This is a genomic window from Pseudomonas sp. GW821-FHT02B10 (genome assembly GCF_059421865.1).
Genome location: NZ_JBWKVU010000004.1, coordinates 104,769 through 121,448, shown reverse-complemented (window position 1 = coordinate 121,448; position 16,680 = coordinate 104,769). Strand labels below are relative to the sequence as shown.

Annotated in this window: 16 protein-coding genes; 5 read left to right on the top strand and 11 right to left on the bottom strand. The window is 63.0% G+C overall.

The window, feature by feature from the left end:
* Positions 1–50 precede the first annotated feature (50 nt).
* The 5 genes from AC07VU_RS11045 to AC07VU_RS11025 are packed head-to-tail and all read right to left on the bottom strand — an operon-like array spanning position 51 to position 4,218.
* Positions 51–323, bottom strand: a complete 273-nt coding sequence (locus AC07VU_RS11045; RefSeq protein ID WP_009044596.1) for a DUF2160 domain-containing protein — start codon at positions 321–323, stop codon at positions 51–53.
* Positions 324–333: 10 nt separating this feature from the next.
* Positions 334–1,134 (bottom strand): carbohydrate ABC transporter permease, encoded by an 801-nt coding sequence (locus AC07VU_RS11040; protein ID WP_007929618.1) that lies wholly within the window; start codon positions 1,132–1,134, stop codon positions 334–336.
* Positions 1,135–1,145: 11 nt separating this feature from the next.
* Positions 1,146–2,012, bottom strand: a complete 867-nt coding sequence (locus tag AC07VU_RS11035; RefSeq protein WP_007929620.1) for a carbohydrate ABC transporter permease — start codon at positions 2,010–2,012, stop codon at positions 1,146–1,148.
* Positions 2,009–3,124, bottom strand: a complete 1,116-nt coding sequence (locus tag AC07VU_RS11030; protein WP_495029856.1) for an ABC transporter ATP-binding protein — start codon at positions 3,122–3,124, stop codon at positions 2,009–2,011. The genes AC07VU_RS11035 and AC07VU_RS11030 overlap by 4 nt, the downstream gene beginning before the upstream one ends.
* Complete coding sequence (locus tag AC07VU_RS11025; protein WP_007929624.1) at positions 3,124–4,218, bottom strand: ABC transporter ATP-binding protein; 1,095 nt, start codon at positions 4,216–4,218, stop codon at positions 3,124–3,126. Before AC07VU_RS11025 ends, AC07VU_RS11030 begins: the two co-directional genes overlap by 1 nt.
* Before the next feature lie 294 nt (positions 4,219–4,512).
* Here AC07VU_RS11025 and AC07VU_RS11020 point away from each other — a divergent pair, with 294 nt between their 5' ends.
* From AC07VU_RS11020 to AC07VU_RS11010, 3 genes are read left to right on the top strand one after another with little or no spacing between them, the layout of a single operon-like run.
* On the top strand, positions 4,513–6,363 hold the full coding sequence (locus AC07VU_RS11020; protein ID WP_495029855.1) for a sigma-54-dependent Fis family transcriptional regulator: 1,851 nt from the start codon (positions 4,513–4,515) through the stop codon (positions 6,361–6,363).
* Positions 6,364–6,388: 25 nt separating this feature from the next.
* Positions 6,389–6,682, top strand: coding sequence for a type II toxin-antitoxin system Phd/YefM family antitoxin (locus AC07VU_RS11015; protein WP_256593410.1), 294 nt, complete (start codon positions 6,389–6,391; stop codon positions 6,680–6,682).
* Complete coding sequence (locus AC07VU_RS11010; protein ID WP_007929631.1) at positions 6,679–7,056, top strand: type II toxin-antitoxin system VapC family toxin; 378 nt, start codon at positions 6,679–6,681, stop codon at positions 7,054–7,056. Before AC07VU_RS11015 ends, AC07VU_RS11010 begins: the two co-directional genes overlap by 4 nt.
* Before the next feature lie 72 nt (positions 7,057–7,128).
* Here the strand turns inward: AC07VU_RS11010 and cysS are convergent, their stop codons facing one another.
* Together cysS and AC07VU_RS11000 are read right to left on the bottom strand one after the other, a co-directional pair.
* Entirely contained in the window at positions 7,129–8,511 is a 1,383-nt protein-coding gene (cysS, locus tag AC07VU_RS11005) for a cysteine--tRNA ligase (protein WP_274304012.1), read from the bottom strand.
* Between the two features lie 18 nt (positions 8,512–8,529).
* Entirely contained in the window at positions 8,530–10,227 is a 1,698-nt protein-coding gene (locus AC07VU_RS11000) for a glutamine--tRNA ligase/YqeY domain fusion protein (protein ID WP_053261853.1), read from the bottom strand.
* Positions 10,228–10,504: 277 nt separating this feature from the next.
* Between AC07VU_RS11000 and AC07VU_RS10995 the strand changes: the two genes are divergently transcribed.
* Positions 10,505–11,008 (top strand): peptidylprolyl isomerase, encoded by a 504-nt coding sequence (locus AC07VU_RS10995; RefSeq protein WP_007929634.1) that lies wholly within the window; start codon positions 10,505–10,507, stop codon positions 11,006–11,008.
* Positions 11,005–11,754, top strand: coding sequence for a UDP-2,3-diacylglucosamine diphosphatase (gene lpxH / locus AC07VU_RS10990; RefSeq protein ID WP_007929635.1), 750 nt, complete (start codon positions 11,005–11,007; stop codon positions 11,752–11,754). Before AC07VU_RS10995 ends, lpxH begins: the two co-directional genes overlap by 4 nt.
* Before the next feature lie 154 nt (positions 11,755–11,908).
* Here the strand turns inward: lpxH and AC07VU_RS10985 are convergent, their stop codons facing one another.
* The 4 genes from AC07VU_RS10985 to AC07VU_RS10970 all read right to left on the bottom strand — a co-directional run bounded on the left by AC07VU_RS10985 (position 11,909) and on the right by AC07VU_RS10970 (position 16,665).
* Positions 11,909–13,438: a DHA2 family efflux MFS transporter permease subunit gene (locus tag AC07VU_RS10985; protein WP_277589206.1), complete on the bottom strand. Its 1,530-nt coding sequence runs from the start codon at positions 13,436–13,438 to the stop codon at positions 11,909–11,911.
* A gap of 65 nt (positions 13,439–13,503) precedes the next feature.
* Positions 13,504–14,706, bottom strand: a complete 1,203-nt coding sequence (locus AC07VU_RS10980; protein ID WP_274304018.1) for an HlyD family secretion protein — start codon at positions 14,704–14,706, stop codon at positions 13,504–13,506.
* A 15-nt stretch (positions 14,707–14,721) separates the two neighbouring features.
* Positions 14,722–16,191 carry an efflux transporter outer membrane subunit gene (locus AC07VU_RS10975; RefSeq protein WP_274304020.1) on the bottom strand — a complete coding sequence of 490 codons (1,470 nt, stop codon included), beginning with the start codon at positions 16,189–16,191 and terminating at the stop codon, positions 14,722–14,724.
* Positions 16,192–16,665 (bottom strand): MarR family winged helix-turn-helix transcriptional regulator, encoded by a 474-nt coding sequence (locus tag AC07VU_RS10970; protein ID WP_277589207.1) that lies wholly within the window; start codon positions 16,663–16,665, stop codon positions 16,192–16,194.
* Positions 16,666–16,680 lie beyond the last annotated feature (15 nt).

Here is a 16,680-nt window from a genome sequence, read left to right as displayed (position 1 = left end):
AGAGACCTCCCGGTTGAATTTCGAAGCAGGACCACCGCGCACGCGCCCGGCTAGCCCCAACGCATCACAGCCAACAGCCACACCAGGGACAGCACGAACGCCACCCAGATGCTCCAGTCGGTGGCGCCGATTACCAGCAGATGCAGGTAGGCGCTGCCGAGAAGACCGATAAACAGACGATCGCCACGGGTGGTGGCAATCGGCAGGAAGCCGCGCCGAGGGATGCTCGGCGAACGCAGCTCCCAAGTGGTCATGCCCAGCAGGATCAAGGCAATGACACCGAAGAATGCCGCCGTCGGGGCGGTCCAGTTCATCCATTCCATCAACGGTTCCTCATACCCGGCCCAGGGCAAAGCCCTTGGCCACATGGTTGCGAACAAACCAGATCACCAGCATGCCCGGCAGAATGGTCAGCACCCCGGCGGCCGCCAGCACGCCCCAGTCGATACCGGAGGCGGACACGGTGCGGGTCATCACCGCGGCGATCGGCTTGGCGTTCACCGAGGTCAAAGTCCGCGCCAGCAACAGCTCGACCCAGGAAAACATGAAGCAGAAGAACGCCGTCACGCCGATCCCCGAACCGATCAGCGGGACGAAGATCTTCACGAAGAACTTGGGAAAGCTGTAGCCATCGATGTAGGCGGTCTCGTCGATTTCCTTCGGCACCCCGGACATGAAGCCTTCGAGAATCCACACCGCCAGCGGCACGTTGAACAGGCAGTGGGCCAGGGCCACGGCAATGTGCGTATCGAACAGGCCGATGGACGAATACAGCTGGAAGAACGGCAGCAGGAATACCGCCGGCGGCGCCATGCGGTTGGTCAGCAGCCAGAAGAACAGGTGCTTGTCGCCGAGGAAGCGGTAGCGCGAAAAGGCGTAGGCCGCCGGCAGCGCCACGCTCAGGGAAATCACCGTGTTCAGGCTGACGTAATACAGCGAGTTGAGGTAGCCGGTGTACCAGCTGGGGTCGGTGAAGATCACCTTGTAGTTGTGCCAGGTGAAGTCCTGGGGCCACAGGGTCAGGCTGCCGAGGATCTCGTTGTTGCTCTTGAACGACATGTTCAGCAACCAGTAGATCGGCACCAGCAGGAACAGGATGTAGATCAGCAGCGGTATCAGCTTGCGCTTGGTCATGGCGGCCGTCCTCAGCGATTGGCGTCGGAGTGGGTCATGGCGGTGTAGAACAGCCAGGACACCAGCAGGATGATCAGGAAGTACACCAGGGAGAACGCCGCAGCCGGGCCCAGGTCGAACTGACCGATCGCCATCTGGGTCAGGGTCTGGCTGAGGAAGGTCGTGGCGTTGCCCGGCCCGCCGCCGGTGAGCACGAACGGCTCGGTGTAGATCATGAAGCTGTCCATGAAGCGCAGCATCACCGCGATCAGCAGCACGCTTTTCATCTTCGGCAACTGGATATGGCGGAACACCGCCCAGTTCGACGCCCGGTCGATGCGCGCCGCCTGGTAATACACGTCCGGGATCGCCCGCAGCCCCGAAAAGCAGAGCAGCGCCACCAGCGAGGTCCAGTGCCACACGTCCATCACCAGCACCGTGACCCAGGCATCCATGGTGTTGGCCGCGTAGTTGTAATCGATGCCCAGGGCATTCAGCGCCGAGCCCATCAGGCCGATGTCGGCGCGGCCGAAGATCTGCCAGATGGTGCCCACCACGTTCCACGGGATCAGCAGCGGAATGGCGAGGATGATCAGCACCACCGACGACCAGCGCCCCTTGCTCGGCATGGTCAGGGCGATGGCGATGCCCAAGGGAATTTCGATCAGCAGCACACAGGCCGAATAGATGAACTGGCGCAGCAGCGAGTCGTGCAGGCGCGGGTCGAGCAGCACCTGGCGGTACCAGTCGGCGCCGACGAAATAGCGGCTGGACTGGTCGAAAATGTCCTGCACCGAGTAGTTGACCACGGTCATCATCGGGATCACCGCACTGAAGGCCACCAGCAGGAACACCGGCAATACCAGCCACCAGGCTTTGTTGTTCTGCACTTTGTTCATGGCTGAACCTCGTTCGTGACGTGGGCCTCCAGCAGGTATTCGTCGGCGTAGACCATCAGCCACTGCGCGGGGAAGCTGATGCAGGCCCTGCCCTGCGGCACCGGTTTGTCTTCGGCCAGCCGCACTTTCAAGACCGCGCCGTCGAGGTTCAGGGTCATGATCTTGTAGGTACCCAGGTCCTCGATGTGGACCACGTCGGCCTGCAGCGCCTCCTCGTAAGGCTCGTCCCAGACATGGATGAACTCCGGGCGGATGCCGACTTTCAGGCTCTGGTAATCGGTCTCGGCGATCCGCTGCTGCAAGGCCTCGGGCAAGGCCAGATGGGTGCCGGCGAACCTGACACCGCCGGCCTCTGCCCGGACCTCGATCAGGTTCATCCCCGGGCTGCCGATGAAGTAGCCGACAAAGGTGTGGCTCGGCCGCTCGAACAGCTCCCGCGGGGTACCGAACTGGACGATCTGCCCGCCGTACATCACCGCGATCTTGTCGGCGAAGGTCGAGGCTTCGAGCTGGTCGTGGGTGACGTAGACCATGGTGATGTTGAACTGCTCGTGGATCTGCTTGAGCTTGCGCCGCAGCTTCCACTTCAGGTGCGGGTCGATCACCGTCAGCGGCTCGTCGAACAGGATCGCCGATACGTCATCGCGCACCAGGCCGCGGCCCATGGAAACCTTCTGCTTTTCGTCGGCGCTGAGGTTGCGCGCCTTCTTGTTCAGCAGCGCCTGCAGGTCGAGGACCTCGGCGATCTCCTGCACCTTGCTGCGCACCCTGGCCTCGGCCAGGCCCTGGTTGCGCAGCGGGAAGGCCAGGTTGTCGAACACCGTCATGGTGTCGTAGACCACCGGGAACTGGAAAACCTGGGCGATGTTGCGCTTCTCGGGAGTCAGCTCGTTGACCACCCGGGTATCGAACAGCACCTGCCCCTGGGAAGGGCTGAGCAGCCCGGAAATGATGTTGAGCAAGGTCGACTTGCCGCAGCCGGACGGCCCGAGCAAGGCATAGGCGCCGCCCTGCTCCCAGACGTGGTTCATCTCGCGGATCGCATAGTCCTCGGGACCGGCCGGGGTACTGGTGTAACTGTGGGCGAGGTTGTGCAAACGGATCTCGGCCATCAGGCAACCCTCGCGACGCGCCGCCCCGGCGCCTGGACCAGACGGCCCTGGGCATCGAAGACGAACAGTTTGTGGGTGGGGATATAGATACGGATCGGCGCGTCGACGTCGTATTCGTGCACGCCGGGCAGGTGCAGCACCAACAGGAATTGTTCGTTGCGCACATGCAGGAAGGTTTCCGAGCCGCTGATTTCCGCCACCTCGACGGTCACCGCCAGCTCCAGGTCGTCGTCGTTGCTCGGCACCAGGGAGATATGGCTGGGCCGCACGCCAAAGCGGAACTCGCCCTCGCCGACCGGGCGCAGATCGACGTTCAGCGGAAAGTGCACGAAATTGGCGAAGCTCACTTCGTTGCCGGCGATGCGCCCCGGCATCAGGTTGATCGGCGGTTCGGAGAACAGCTCGGCGGCCAGCACCGTCTGGGGCTGGTGATAGACCTCGGCGGTCTTGCCGCTCTGCACCAGGCGCCCCTCGTGGAGGATGGTGGTGGTGCCGCCCAGGGCCAGCGCCTCGTTGGGCTCGGTGGTGGCATAGATGGCGATGGTGTGGCGGGCCTGGAACAGCTCGCGCATCTCCTGGCGCAGCTCTTCGCGCAGCTTGTAGTCGAGGTTGACCAGCGGCTCGTCGAACAGGATCAGCTCGGCATCCTTGACCAGCGCCCGGGCCATCGCCGTGCGCTGCTGCTGACCGCCGGACAGCTCCAGCGGATGGCGCTGCAGGAACTTCTCGATCCGCAGCATCTTCGCCGTCTCCAGCACCTTGCTCTCGATCAGTTGCGCCGAAACGCCGGCCTGGCGCAGCGGCGAGGCGATATTCTCGAACACGGTCATGGTCGGGTAGTTGATGAACTGCTGATAGACCATCGACACGTTGCGCAGCCGCACCGGGCGCCCGGTGACGTCCACGCCGTTCATCAGGATGCGCCCACTGGCGGGCTTGTCGAGCCCGGCGATCAGGCGCATCAGGCTGGTCTTGCCGGACAGCGTGCGCCCCAGCAGGACATTGAAGGAACCGGGTTCAAAGCGCAGCGAGATGTCATCGATCCAGGTCTGGCCCTCGACGACACGGCTGACGTGCTCCAGCGTTAATGACATGGCTCGGCCTTTTTTATTATTGGAGTCAAGCGACCGGAGCAGCAGAGCGACTTTCGTGCCAGAACCGTGGCACCGAACCAAGCCACTGATAAGCCTGATATTTATTAAAAGACAGGCTATTGGAAGGTTCACAGCTGAACAGAAATGAACAACCCGCACTGAACAACTGAACAGTCCGGCGGTTGACAATGAACAAGAGTGAACAACACTGGATGGACGCTTTTGCCCGTAAACGCCACAGTCCCGGGCCTAGGCCAATAACAACAATAAAAGCGTTTTCAGAGACCTACCGCCATGAGCGCACCTGCCTCACCGCTGTCTCACGAGACCATCATCAAGGACTCCTGGAGTCGCTGCCGGGCCTTTGGCCTCAGCCACCAGAGCACGCCCGCCTTCGATCAACTGCCCGCCGAGCGCATCGCCCAGTTGCTGGAGAGCCAGCATGCCCTGGTGCAGACCACCCACCAGGAAGTCCTGCCCTACTACGAGAACATCCTCAGCAACTCCAATTGCCTGATCATGCTCGCCGACAACCAGGGCCAGGTGCTGACGTCCTGGGGCACCCAGCGTTTTATCCAGCCGAGCCTGGCCCGTGGTTTCAGCGCCGGCGCCAGCTGGCTGGAACACTGCAGCGGGACCAACGCCATCGGCACCGCCCTGGCTTGCGAACAAGCGGTGCATATCGAGCACGATGAACACTTTCTCAAGGCCAACCGCTTCATGACCGGCTCGGCCGCGCCGATCTTCGATGCCGAGCGCCGGGTGATCGCGGTGCTGGACGTCTCCAGCGACAGCTACCTGCCGCCCTCCCACACCCTGGGCATGGTCAAGATGATGAGCCAGACCGTGGAGAACCGGCTGATCCTCAACCTGTTTGAAGGCCGGCATTTCCAGCTGACCTTCAACACCGGCCTGAACAACCTCGACAGCCAGTGGGCCGGTTTGCTGATCTTCGATGACAGCGGCCAGGTGCTTTCGGCCAACCGCCGCGCCGACAACCTGCTGGGCATCAGCCTGTCGCGGGTCGGCATCGAAAGCCTGTTCAAGGTGTCCCTGCTGGAATTGCTCAACCAGCCCGAAGGCCTGCCCTTCGCCCTGCAGGCCGCCGGTCGCAACCGCTTCCATTGCCTGCTCAAGCGTCCAAGGCAGGTGCCAATCCAGGCCCGGATCTTTGCTGAGGCGCCTGCCCGCCCAGCCCCCGCCAGTGCCGATGCTGTCAGCCTGAACACCCTGCACTTCGGCGACAGCCGGGTGGAGAAAGCCGTGCGCCAGGCCGAACGCCTGCTGGAAAAGGACATTCCGCTGTTGATCCACGGCGAAACCGGCGTCGGCAAGGAAGTTTTCGTCAAGGCCCTGCACCAGGCCAGTTCGCGGAGCAAACAGGCGTTCATTGCCGTGAACTGCGCGGCGATCCCCGCCGAACTGGTGGAGTCCGAGTTGTTCGGCTACGAGAAAGGCGCCTTCACCGGCGCCAGCCAGAAAGGCAGCATCGGCCTGATCCGCAAGGCCGACAAAGGCACGCTGTTCCTCGACGAAATCGGCGACATGCCCTTGCCGACCCAGGCCCGCCTGTTGCGTGTGCTGCAAGAGCGTTGCGTACAACCGGTGGGCAGCAGCGAACTGTTCCCGGTGGACATCCGCATCATCTCGGCGACCAACCGCTCCCTGCGCGAACAGGTACAACTCGGGCGTTTCCGCGAGGACCTGTATTACCGCATCGGCGGCCTGACCCTGGAGTTGCCGCCCCTGCGCGAACGCAGCGACAAACAGGCGCTGTTCAAGCGCATCTGGGAACAGCATCGCGAGCCCGGCCAATGGGCCGGGCTCAGCCGCGACGTCCAGGAACTGTTCGAGCGCCATCCCTGGCCGGGCAACCTGCGTCAGGTCAGCAGTGTGATGCAGGTGGCGCTGGCCATGGCCGAAGAACAACCGATCCGCGCCGAGCACCTGCCCGACGATTTTTTTGTCGACCTGGACATGGAGCCAGCCACCAGCCACGAACCGCCCGGCGACATCGACCTGCAAGACACCCCCGACCTGCACCGCCAGCTCAAGGCCGTGGGCGGCAACATATCCCTATTGGCCCGGCGCCTGGGGGTGAGTCGCAATACCCTGTACAAGCGCTTGCGACAGCTGGATACATAAAACCTGACCTGCCGTCTGCCTCGGCTTGGCCGGGATCGAATATTCTGGCTATATTTGTCCAGAATATTGGAGAAACCTCATGATCACTGTCCCGCTGGCAGAAGCTAAAAACAACCTGTCCAAACTGGTCGACGATGCCGCGGCAGGACAGGTCATTACCATCGCCAAACACGGTCGTGCCCTCGCCCGCCTGGTTCCCGTCGGCAAACCGTCGGGGCAGCGCATTGGTGCAATGAAAGGCAAACTGGTGCTTCCCGACGACTTTGACGCCCCGCTGCCGGACGACATGCTCGACGCCTTCGAAGGTACCCGGGAGTGAGAGTCCTGCTCGACACGCATATTCTGCTCTGGACCCTCAGCGACGATCCGAAGTTGTCGGCCAAGGCCCGAAAGCTGATTGAAAGCGCTGCCGAAATCTATATCAGCGCCGCGTCTTTCTGGGAGATGGCCATCAAGGTTGGCCTGGGCAAGCTTGATGTGGACCTGGAAGAGATTCGCGAATATTGCCTGGCGAGTGGTTTCATCGAACTGGCCATCACCTCGGAACACGCCATTGCGGTCAAAGACCTTGAACATCACCACCGCGATCCCTTTGACCGGCTGATTGTGGCCACCGCGATCAGCGAACCGATGAAACTGCTGACCGCCGACCCGCTAGTCGCCAAGTACAGCTCCCTGGCCATTCTGGTTTGATCCCGCACAGATAAATCGCAGGCAAACAAAAACCCGCACAAGGCGGGTTTCTGTTTGTCGCCAGTACAACGATCAGTCAGCCAAGCGCCAGGTAGTCCCGCCCTTGCCGTCTTCCAGCACCACGCCCATGGCGGTGATCTGGTCGCGGATGCGGTCGGACTCGGCCCAGTCCTTGTTGGCCCGGGCCGCCAGGCGCGCCTGGATCAACGCTTCGACCTGCGCTGCGTCGACCCGGCCTTCGGCACCGGCCTGCAGGAAGTCGTCGGCTTCCAGCTGCAGCACACCCAGCACATCCGCCAGTTCCCGCAGGCGCGCCGCCAGACCGGCCGCCGCATTGAGATCGCTCTCGCGCAGACGGTTGATCTCGCGCACCATCTCGAACAGCACCGCACAGGCTTCCGGCGTGCCGAAGTCGTCGTTCATCACCTCGGTGAAACGCTCGACGAAGGCTTCGCCACCGGCGGCCGGTACAGTCGGCAGGCCTTTGAGGGCGTGGTAGAAACGCTCCAGGGCGCCCTTGGCGTCCTTGAGGTTGTCTTCCGAGTAGTTGATCGCGCTGCGGTAGTGGCTCGACACCAGCAGGTAACGCACCACTTCCGGATGATATTTGTCGAGCACGTCGCGGATGGTGAAGAAGTTGTTCAAGGACTTGGACATCTTCTCGCCATTGATGCGGATCATGCCGCAATGCATCCAGGCATTGGCGTAGGTCTTGCCGGTGGCCGCCTCGCTCTGGGCGATCTCGTTTTCATGGTGCGGGAACTCGAGGTCGCTGCCGCCGCCATGAATGTCGAAGGTTTCGCCCAGGCAGCAGGTCGACATCACCGAGCATTCGATGTGCCAGCCCGGACGCCCGGCGCCCCATGGTGATTCCCAGCTCGGCTCGCCCGGTTTGGCGGCTTTCCACAGCACGAAGTCCAGCGGGTCCTGTTTCGACTCGTCGACTTCGATCCGCGCGCCGATGCGCAGGTCTTCGATCTTCTTGCGCGACAGCTTGCCGTAACCGAGGAACTTGCCGACCCGGTAGTACACGTCGCCGTTGCCCGGCGCGTAGGCGTAGCCCTTGTCGATCAGGGTCTGGATCATCGCGTGCATGCCGGCGATATGGTCGGTGGCACGCGGCTCCATGTCCGGCTTCTTGATGTTCAGGCGCGCTTCGTCTTCGTGCATCGCCGCGATCATGCGCTCGGTCAACGCCTCGAACGATTCGCCGTTCTCATTGGCCCGATTGATGATCTTGTCGTCGATGTCGGTGATGTTGCGCACATAGGTCAGGTCGTAGCCGCTGAAGCGCAGCCAGCGGGTCACCAGGTCGAAGGCGACCATGCTGCGGCCGTGGCCCAGGTGGCAGTAGTCGTACACGGTCATGCCGCACACGTACATGCGCACCTTGTTGCCATCGAGCGGCTTGAAGACTTCTTTGCTCTTGGTGAGCGTGTTGTAGATCGTTAGCACAAGGAGTTCCTTAACTGATCACTGACCCCAGGAGTCGCGCAGGGTCACGGTACGGTTGAATACCGGTGCGCCCGGTTTCGAGTCCTTGATATCCGCGCAGAAGTAACCTTCGCGCTCGAACTGGAAACGGTCTTCCGGCTGTGCGTTGCCCAGCGAGGGTTCGGCACGACAACCAGTGAGGACCTGCAGGGAGTCAGGGTTGATGTTGTCCAGGAAACTTGCGCTGTCTTCGGCCTTCTCCGGGTTCGGCGAACGGAACAGGCGATCGTACAGGCGCACTTCGCACTCGACGCTGGCGGCGGCCGGCACCCAGTGGATCACGCCCTTGACCTTGCGCCCTTCCGGGTTCTTGCCCAGGGTGTCCGGGTCGTACGAGCAACGCAGCTCGACGATGTTGCCGTCGGCATCCTTGATCGCCTCGTCGGCGCGGATCACGTAGCTGCCGCGCAGGCGCACTTCGCCGGCCGGTTCCAGGCGCTTGTAGCCCTTTGGCGGCTCTTCCATGAAGTCGTCGCGATCGATGTAGATTTCACGGGCGAACGGCAGCACCCGCACACCCATGTCTTCTTTCGGGTGGCGCGGCAGTTCGAGGTTCTCGACCTGGCCTTGCGGGTAGTTGGTGATCACCACCTTCAGCGGACGCAGCACGCACATGGCGCGCGGGGCGCTGTGGTCGAGGTCGTCACGGATGCTGAATTCCAGCATGCCGAAGTCCACCACGCCGTCGGAACGGTTGGTGCCGACCATCTCGCAGAAGTTGCGGATGGATTTCGGCGTGTAGCCACGACGGCGGAAGCCCGACAGGGTCGACATGCGCGGGTCGTCCCAACCATTGACGTGCTTCTCGTCCACCAGTTGCTTGAGCTTGCGCTTGCTGGTGATGGTGTAGTTCAGGTTCAGGCGGCTGAACTCGTACTGGCGCGGTTGTGCCGGCACCGGCAGGTTTTCCAGGAACCACTCGTACAGCGGACGGTGGCTTTCGAACTCCAGGGTGCAGATCGAGTGGGTGATGCCTTCGATGGCGTCCGACTGACCGTGGGTGAAGTCGTAGTTCGGGTAGATGCACCACTTGTCGCCGGTCTGGTGGTGATGCGCATGGCGGATGCGATACATGATCGGGTCGCGCAGGTTCATGTTCGGCGAGGCCATGTCGATCTTGGCCCGCAGCACACGTGCACCGTCCGGGAATTCGCCAGCGCGCATGCGGGCAAACAGGTCCAAGTTCTCTTCGACGCTGCGATCGCGGAACGGGCTGTTCTTGCCCGGCTCGGTCAGGCTGCCACGGTATTCCTTGGCCTGCTCGGGGGTCAGGTCGTCGACATAGGCCTTGCCCGCCTTGATCAGCTCCACCGCCCAGTCGTGCAGCTGGTCGAAGTATTGCGAGGCGTAGCGCACTTCACCGGACCACTCGAAGCCCAGCCACTTGACGTCGCTTTCGATGGCGTCGATGTATTCCTGGTCTTCCTTGGCCGGGTTGGTGTCGTCGAAACGCAGGTGGGTGACGCCGCCGAATTCCTGGGCCAGCCCGAAGTTCACGCAGATCGACTTGGCGTGACCGATGTGCAGGTAGCCGTTGGGTTCCGGCGGGAAGCGGGTCACGATCTGTGTGTGCTTACCCGAGTCCAGGTCCGCCTGGATGATCGGGCGCAGGAAGTTGACCGGAACGGCCGGTCCGGTCTTGGAATTCGAGGTAGGGTCGACAGTGGGCTTGCTCATAGGATCCTTGAACGTACAAGTGCGCGGCCGGTGCGGCCTGATAAATCAAAACGGATATCATAGCCGATGCGGTCAAGCCCCTGACAGAGCGGGCTTTAAATCTGCCGCGATTAATCCGTCGCAAATGAAAAAACAGCCTCGAATTTCACGCCCGTCACGCTAAACTGCGCACCTTGGCGGATTTTTGCCAGCGCGGTTCCGGCCCGCGGGCCCCAGGCCTGCCTCCTGGAACCCGGGAATTCCTTGAAAACGCTCCTCCTTATAAAGAGTACCGATCATGACCCAAGTCAAACTGACCACCAACCACGGCGACATCGTGCTGGAACTGAACGCCGAGAAAGCCCCGGTCACCGTGGCCAACTTCGTCGAATACGTTAAAGCCGGTCATTACGAAAACACCGTATTCCACCGCGTCATCGGTAACTTCATGATCCAGGGCGGCGGTTTCGAGCCAGGCATGAAAGAAAAGAAAGACAAGCGTCCAAGCATCCAGAACGAAGCCGACAACGGTCTTTCCAACGACAAGTACACCGTCGCCATGGCCCGCACCATGGAGCCGCATTCGGCTTCCGCGCAGTTCTTCATCAACGTCGCTGACAACAGCTTCCTCAACCACAGCGGCAAGACCGTGCAGGGCTGGGGCTACGCGGTATTCGGCAAAGTGGTCGCCGGCACCGAAGTGGTCGACAAGATCAAAGGCGTGGCCACCACCATGAAGGCCGGCCACCAGGACGTACCGGCAGAAGACGTGATCATCGAGAAAGCCGAGATCGTTGAGTGATACTGCTGATTTCAGATTTGCATCTGGAAGAGGAACGCCCGGACATTACCCGGGCGTTTCTGGATTTACTGGGCGGGCGTGCCCGCTCGGCGCAAGCGCTGTACATCCTGGGAGATTTCTTCGAGGTCTGGATCGGCGACGACGCCATGACCCCCTACCAGCTTTCCATTTGCCAGGCACTGCGCGAGCTCAGCGACAGCGGCACGCAGGTTTTCCTGATGCATGGCAATCGCGACTTCATGCTCGGCAAGGCCTTCTGCAAGGCCGCGGGCGCGACCCTGCTCAAGGACCCGAGCGTGGTCGACTTCTACGGCGAGCCGGTGCTGCTGATGCACGGCGACAGCCTGTGCACCCGCGACGAAGCCTACATGCGCATGCGCCGCTACCTGCGCAACCCGGTTTCGTTGTGGATCCTCAGGCACCTGCCGCTGCGCACCCGGCACAAGCTGGCGCGCAAGCTGCGCAATGAAAGCCGCGCGCAAACCCGCATGAAGGCCAACGACATCGTCGACGTGACCCCGGACGAAGTGCCGCGGATCATGCAGGCGTTCAAGGTGCGGACCCTGGTCCACGGCCACACCCACCGCCCGGCCATCCACAAGTTGCAGATCGGCGACCAGGCCGCCAAGCGCATCGTGCTGGGGGACTGGGACCGTCAGGGCTGGGCCTTGCAGGTGGATGAACAGGGCTTCCAGCTGGCGGCTTTCGACTTCGTGCCGTCACAGCAGGCATTGCCCCGCCTGTAGCGCCGCCGCAGGCTGCAATAAGGCCCGAAGGGCCTCGCGAAGCCTGCCAGGCGAACGCTGCGCGTTCTATCGCAAGCAAGCTCGCTCCTACAAAAAGGTACCTCCCCTGTAGGAGCGAGCTTGCTCACGATAATTCCTCTGCCCTACCGCACCCTCAATGCCCCGCCGACGCCGGCCCGGCCTTGGCGGTGAACGGTGGCTTGGCCAGCCACACCAGCAGGATCAGCGCCATGAAGCTCCAGCCCAGCAGCGTGAAGTAGTCCACGGTGGACATCATGTATGCCTGCCCGGTCAGCACCTGGTCCAGCTGCGCGTAGGCCTGGTTGCTGGCACCGCCCAAGGAGTTCAGGGCATCGCGGGTGGCCGGCTCGAAGCTGCTGATGTGTTCACTCATGTAGGCATGGTGCTCGTTCGCCCGGCGGATCCAGATCCAGGTGGTCAACGACGCGGCGAAGCTGCCGCCCAGGGTTCGCAGGAAAGTGGCCAGGCCGGCGCCATCGGCGATCTGCTGCGGCGGCAGGTCCGACATCAGGATGCTCAGGGTCGGCATGAAGAACAGCGCCACGCCGATGCCCATGAACAGTTGCACCAGGGCGATGTGCTGGAAGTCCACCTCGTTGGTGAAGCCGGCGCGCATGAAGCAGCTCAGGCCGATCGCCAGGAACGCCAGACCGGCCAGCAAGCGCAGGTCGAACTTGTGCGCGTACTTGCCGACGAAAGGCGACATCAGCACCGGCAGGATGCCGATCGGCGCCACCGCCAGGCCGGCCCAGGTCGCGGTATAGCCCATCTGGGTCTGCAACCATTGTGGCAGGATCAGGTTGATGCCGAAGAAGCCGGCATAACCGCCCACCAGCACGATGGTGCCGATGCGGAAGTTGCGGTGGGCGAACAACCGCAGGTTGACCACCGGATGGCGGTCGGTCATTTCCCAGATCACGAACACCGCCAGGGCGATCACCGAGATCAACGTACCGATAACGATGAAGTTGGATTCGAACCAGTCCAGGTCGTTGCCCTTGTCGAGCACGATCTGCAAGGCACCGACGCCGACGATCAGGCTCAGCAGGCCGATGTAGTCCATCGGCTGGCGACTGGTCACCACCGGCCGCGCCTTCAGTTGCTGCCTGACCACCCAGGCGGCGAACAGGCCGATCGGCACGTTGATGAAGAAGATCCACGGCCAGCTGTAACTGTCGGTGATCCAGCCGCCGAGAATCGGCCCGGCAATCGGCGCCACCACCGTGACCATCGCCAGCAGCGCCAGGGCCATGCCCCTTTTCGCCGGCGGGTAGACCGCGATCAGCAGGGTCTGGGTCATCGGGTACAGCGGCCCGGCCACCACCCCTTGCAGCACACGAAAGCCCACCAGCTCGGGCATGGAGGTAGAAATCCCGCAGAGGAAGGAGGCCAGCACGAACAGCAGGGTGGCCCATATAAACAGCTTCACCTCGCCGAAGCGCCGGCTCAGCCAGCCGGTCAGCGGCAAGGCGATGGCGTTGCTCACGGCAAACGAGGTGATCACCCAGGTGCCCTGCTCCGAACTCACCCCAAGGTTGCCGGAAATGGTCGGCAAGGCCACGTTGGCGATGGTGGTGTCGAGCACCTGCATGAAGGTCGCCAGCGACAGGCCGATGGTGCTGAGCAACAGGCTGGGCGGCGTGAAAGAGGCGTTATTGCTCATCGCGAATCCTATGAAGCGAGGCAGGCGCCGCGGCCGCTAACGGCCGCAGCAGAGGGATCGGCGAATCAGCGCTGCGCGGTCTTGCCGATGGCGGCGCTGTTGTCGTGGATCAGGCGGGCGATCAGGGCATCGGCCTCGCCCAGCTGGCGGTCGTAGACGCTGGTACTGAACGACGCCTTTTGTGGCGGCTGCTGGGCCAGCACGGGGCCGCTCTGGTCATGCAGATCGACGTTGACCACCGTCGACAGGCCGACCCGCAGCGGGTGCCTGGCCAATTCTTCGGCATTTACATGGATGCGCACCGGTACTCGCTGCACGATCTTGATCCAGTTGCCGGTGGCGTTCTGCGCCGGCAACAGGGCGAAGGCACTGCCGGTACCGGCGCCCAGGCTGTCGATGGTGCCGCTGTACTTGACGTCGCTGCCGTAGATATCGGCCTCGATGTCCACCGGCTGGCCGATGCGCATGTCACGCAGCTGGGTTTCCTTGAAGTTGGCGTCAATCCACAGCTGGTCCAGAGGAATCACCGCCATCAACGCAGTACCCGGCTGTACCCGCTGGCCCAGTTGCACGGTGCGCTTGGCGACATAACCGGTCACCGGGGCGATCAGGGTGCTGCGGGCGTTGGTCAGGTAGGCCTGGCGCAGTTGTGCGGCGGCCGCCTGCACGTCCGGATGGTTCGATACCACGGTGTCATCCACCAGCGCGTTGGTGGTGTTGAGCTGCTGCTGGGCATTGGCCAGGGCGTTCTGCGCCGAGGTCAGGTCGTCGCGGGCGTGGGACAGTTCTTCCTGGGAAATCGCCCCGCTGCTGGCGAGGGTCCGGCGACGGTTGAAGTTGTCCTGGGCCTTCTGCACTTCGGCCTTCTGCGCCGCCACCTGGGCGCGCATGCCGTCGACATTGCTGTACAGCCCGCGCACCTGGCGCACGGTGCGGGCCAGGTTGGCCTCGGCGCTTTGCAGGCCGACCTCGGCATCGTTGGGGTCGAAGTTGATCAGCACCTGGCCTTCGTGGACCAGATCGCCATCGTCGGCGCCGATGCTGACCACCGTACCGGTGACCAGCGGGGTGATTTCCACCACGTTGCCGTTCACATAGGCGTCGTCGGTGCCTTCGTTCCAGCGTCCGTAGAGTTCATACCAGGCAAAGACCCCCAGCCCGCCCAGGACGATCAACGCCATCAGGCCCAGCAGCATGACCTTGCGCTTGCGCGGGTTGGCGGTGTCCGGGGTGTTTTCGGGAGCGTTGTTGGTTTCGACAGTGGCCATGATGAGTACCTTGAATTATTGAGTGCGCGAGGCTGGGGTCGGGGTGGCCGCGGCCAGATTGTCGGTCTGGAAACCACCGCCCAGGGCCTGCATCAGTTGGATCGACAGGTCGATCTGCTGGGCATTCAGGGTCGCCAGCTGACGCTGGGCCTGCAGCAATTGCTGCTCGATGCTGAGCACGTCCAGGTAATTGCCGATCCCCGAGCCATAGCGCTGGACCACGGTGTCGTAGGAGTCCTGGGCGATGTCGGTGGCGTGTTGCTGGGCGGCGATCTGCCGACCGATGTCACGCAGCTGGGAGAGGGTGTCACTGACATCCCCCAGGGCATTCACCAGGCTCTTGTTGTATTGCGCCACGGCCAGGTCGTAGTCGGCGTCCCGGGCATCCAGGTCGGCGCGCAGGCGGCCACCGTCGAAGATCGGCAACGACACGGTCGGGGCGATGTTGAAGAAGCGGCTGGCCGATCCGAACATCGCGTCCCCCAGCAACGCTTGAGTGCCGGCAGCGGCGCTCAGGTTGAGGTTGGGATAGAAGTTGGTCTTGCCGGCGTCGATGCTCTTGCTCGCCGCCTCGACCCGCCAACGCGCGGCCACCAGATCCGGACGGCGGCCCAGCAGTTCTGCCGGCAGTACCGACGGCAGCGCCACCGCGCTGGCCTGCAGGACTTTCGGCCGGGCGATTTCGTTGCCCCGGTCGGGGCCCTTGCCGAGCAATACCGCGAGGGCGATCTTGGCGCTCTGCAGGTTTTTCTCGGCATCGATCAGGCTGGCTTCGGAGCTGGCCTCCAGGCTTTCGGTCTGCTGGTACTGGTACTGGCTGTCGATGCCCGAGCTCAGGCGTTTCTGGCTCAGGTCGAGCATCTGCCGGGTGCGCTTGAGGTCTTCAGTGGCCAGGTCATGGACGATATGCGCCTGGCCCAGGTCGCTGTAGGCCCGGGCCACGTCGGCGGCCAGGGTCAGTTGCGCGGCCTGGCGATCGATCTCGGCGGCGCGCGCCTGGCCCAGGGCGGCTTCCCAGGTATCGCGCTGGCCGCCCCAGAGGTCGAAGGTGTAATTGAAGTTGCCTGTCAGGCTGCGCATCGTGCTGTAGTTGTCGCCCTGCCCGCTCGGGTCCTGCGAACGGGACAGGCGCGAGCGGCTGACACTGCCGCTGGCGTCCAGGGTCGGCATGCGTGCCGCGTCCGCGGCATAGGCCGCCGCGCTGGCCTGGTGGGCGCGGGCGCTGGCGATCTGCATGTCGGGGCTGTCGTGCAGGGCCTCGCGAATCAGGCCATCGAGCTGTGGATCGCCCAGGCTCTTCCACCAGTCGCTCTTCGGCCAGGCCGCCGGCGACAGGGTCACGCCACTCAGGGATTGTCCGGCCTTGAGGGATTTGGCATCAAGGCTCACCCCTTCGGTTGTCAGGCCGCTGTAGTTGGCACATCCCGCCAGGCTCATGGCCAGCAGCACCAGGCTCAAACGGGCACGCAAGGTTTTACTGCTCATTTACTTATCACCTAGCCGCAACACGGTGATCGGGTCACCGGCCGCCAGCAAAATTTTCTTGAGGATCTGTTCCAGGGTTTTCAACTCTTCGGGGGTGATGGCGCCGGCCAGTTGGTTCATGGCGTTGGCGCCAATGTGCGGCAGGCAGTCGGCGAGCTTCTGGCCCTCCTCGGTGAGCACCAGGCGCACCTGGCGGCGGTCGTGCTCCGAGCGTTGGCGGGCGAGGAAGCCCTTCTGCTCCAGGCGATCGAGCATGCGAGTCATGGAACCGCTGTCCAGGGACAGGTGGCGGCACAGCTCGGCCGGGGTGTCGACGCCGAACTGGGCCATGATGATCAGCACCTTGAACTGCGCGGCGGTGATGCCGTGGGGCTCCATGTGGGTGTCGATGATCCGGTCCTTGAGCAGGGCCGCGCGGCCCAGCAAGAGCCCGAGGTGGCAATTGTGGAAATCGTCTGGGGTGAAGTGCTTCATCTGACCACCTGTTAG

What these genes read in the sequence shown, in the direction of transcription:
- AC07VU_RS11035 (WP_007929620.1), bottom strand. Translation starts at nt 2,012, where the DNA reads ATGAACAAAGTGCAGAACAACAAAGCCTGGTGGCTGGTATTGCCGGTG.
- AC07VU_RS10980 (WP_274304018.1), bottom strand. Translation starts at nt 14,706, where the DNA reads ATGGCCACTGTCGAAACCAACAACGCTCCCGAAAACACCCCGGACACC.
- AC07VU_RS11020 (WP_495029855.1), top strand. Translation starts at nt 4,513, where the DNA reads ATGAGCGCACCTGCCTCACCGCTGTCTCACGAGACCATCATCAAGGAC.
- AC07VU_RS10985 (WP_277589206.1), bottom strand. Translation starts at nt 13,438, where the DNA reads ATGAGCAATAACGCCTCTTTCACGCCGCCCAGCCTGTTGCTCAGCACC.
- AC07VU_RS10995 (WP_007929634.1), top strand. Translation starts at nt 10,505, where the DNA reads ATGACCCAAGTCAAACTGACCACCAACCACGGCGACATCGTGCTGGAA.
- AC07VU_RS10970 (WP_277589207.1), bottom strand. Translation starts at nt 16,665, where the DNA reads ATGAAGCACTTCACCCCAGACGATTTCCACAATTGCCACCTCGGGCTC.
- AC07VU_RS10975 (WP_274304020.1), bottom strand. Translation starts at nt 16,191, where the DNA reads ATGAGCAGTAAAACCTTGCGTGCCCGTTTGAGCCTGGTGCTGCTGGCC.
- AC07VU_RS11030 (WP_495029856.1), bottom strand. Translation starts at nt 3,124, where the DNA reads ATGGCCGAGATCCGTTTGCACAACCTCGCCCACAGTTACACCAGTACC.
- AC07VU_RS11000 (WP_053261853.1), bottom strand. Translation starts at nt 10,227, where the DNA reads ATGAGCAAGCCCACTGTCGACCCTACCTCGAATTCCAAGACCGGACCG.
- AC07VU_RS11045 (WP_009044596.1), bottom strand. Translation starts at nt 323, where the DNA reads ATGGAATGGATGAACTGGACCGCCCCGACGGCGGCATTCTTCGGTGTC.
- AC07VU_RS11040 (WP_007929618.1), bottom strand. Translation starts at nt 1,134, where the DNA reads ATGACCAAGCGCAAGCTGATACCGCTGCTGATCTACATCCTGTTCCTG.
- AC07VU_RS11025 (WP_007929624.1), bottom strand. Translation starts at nt 4,218, where the DNA reads ATGTCATTAACGCTGGAGCACGTCAGCCGTGTCGTCGAGGGCCAGACC.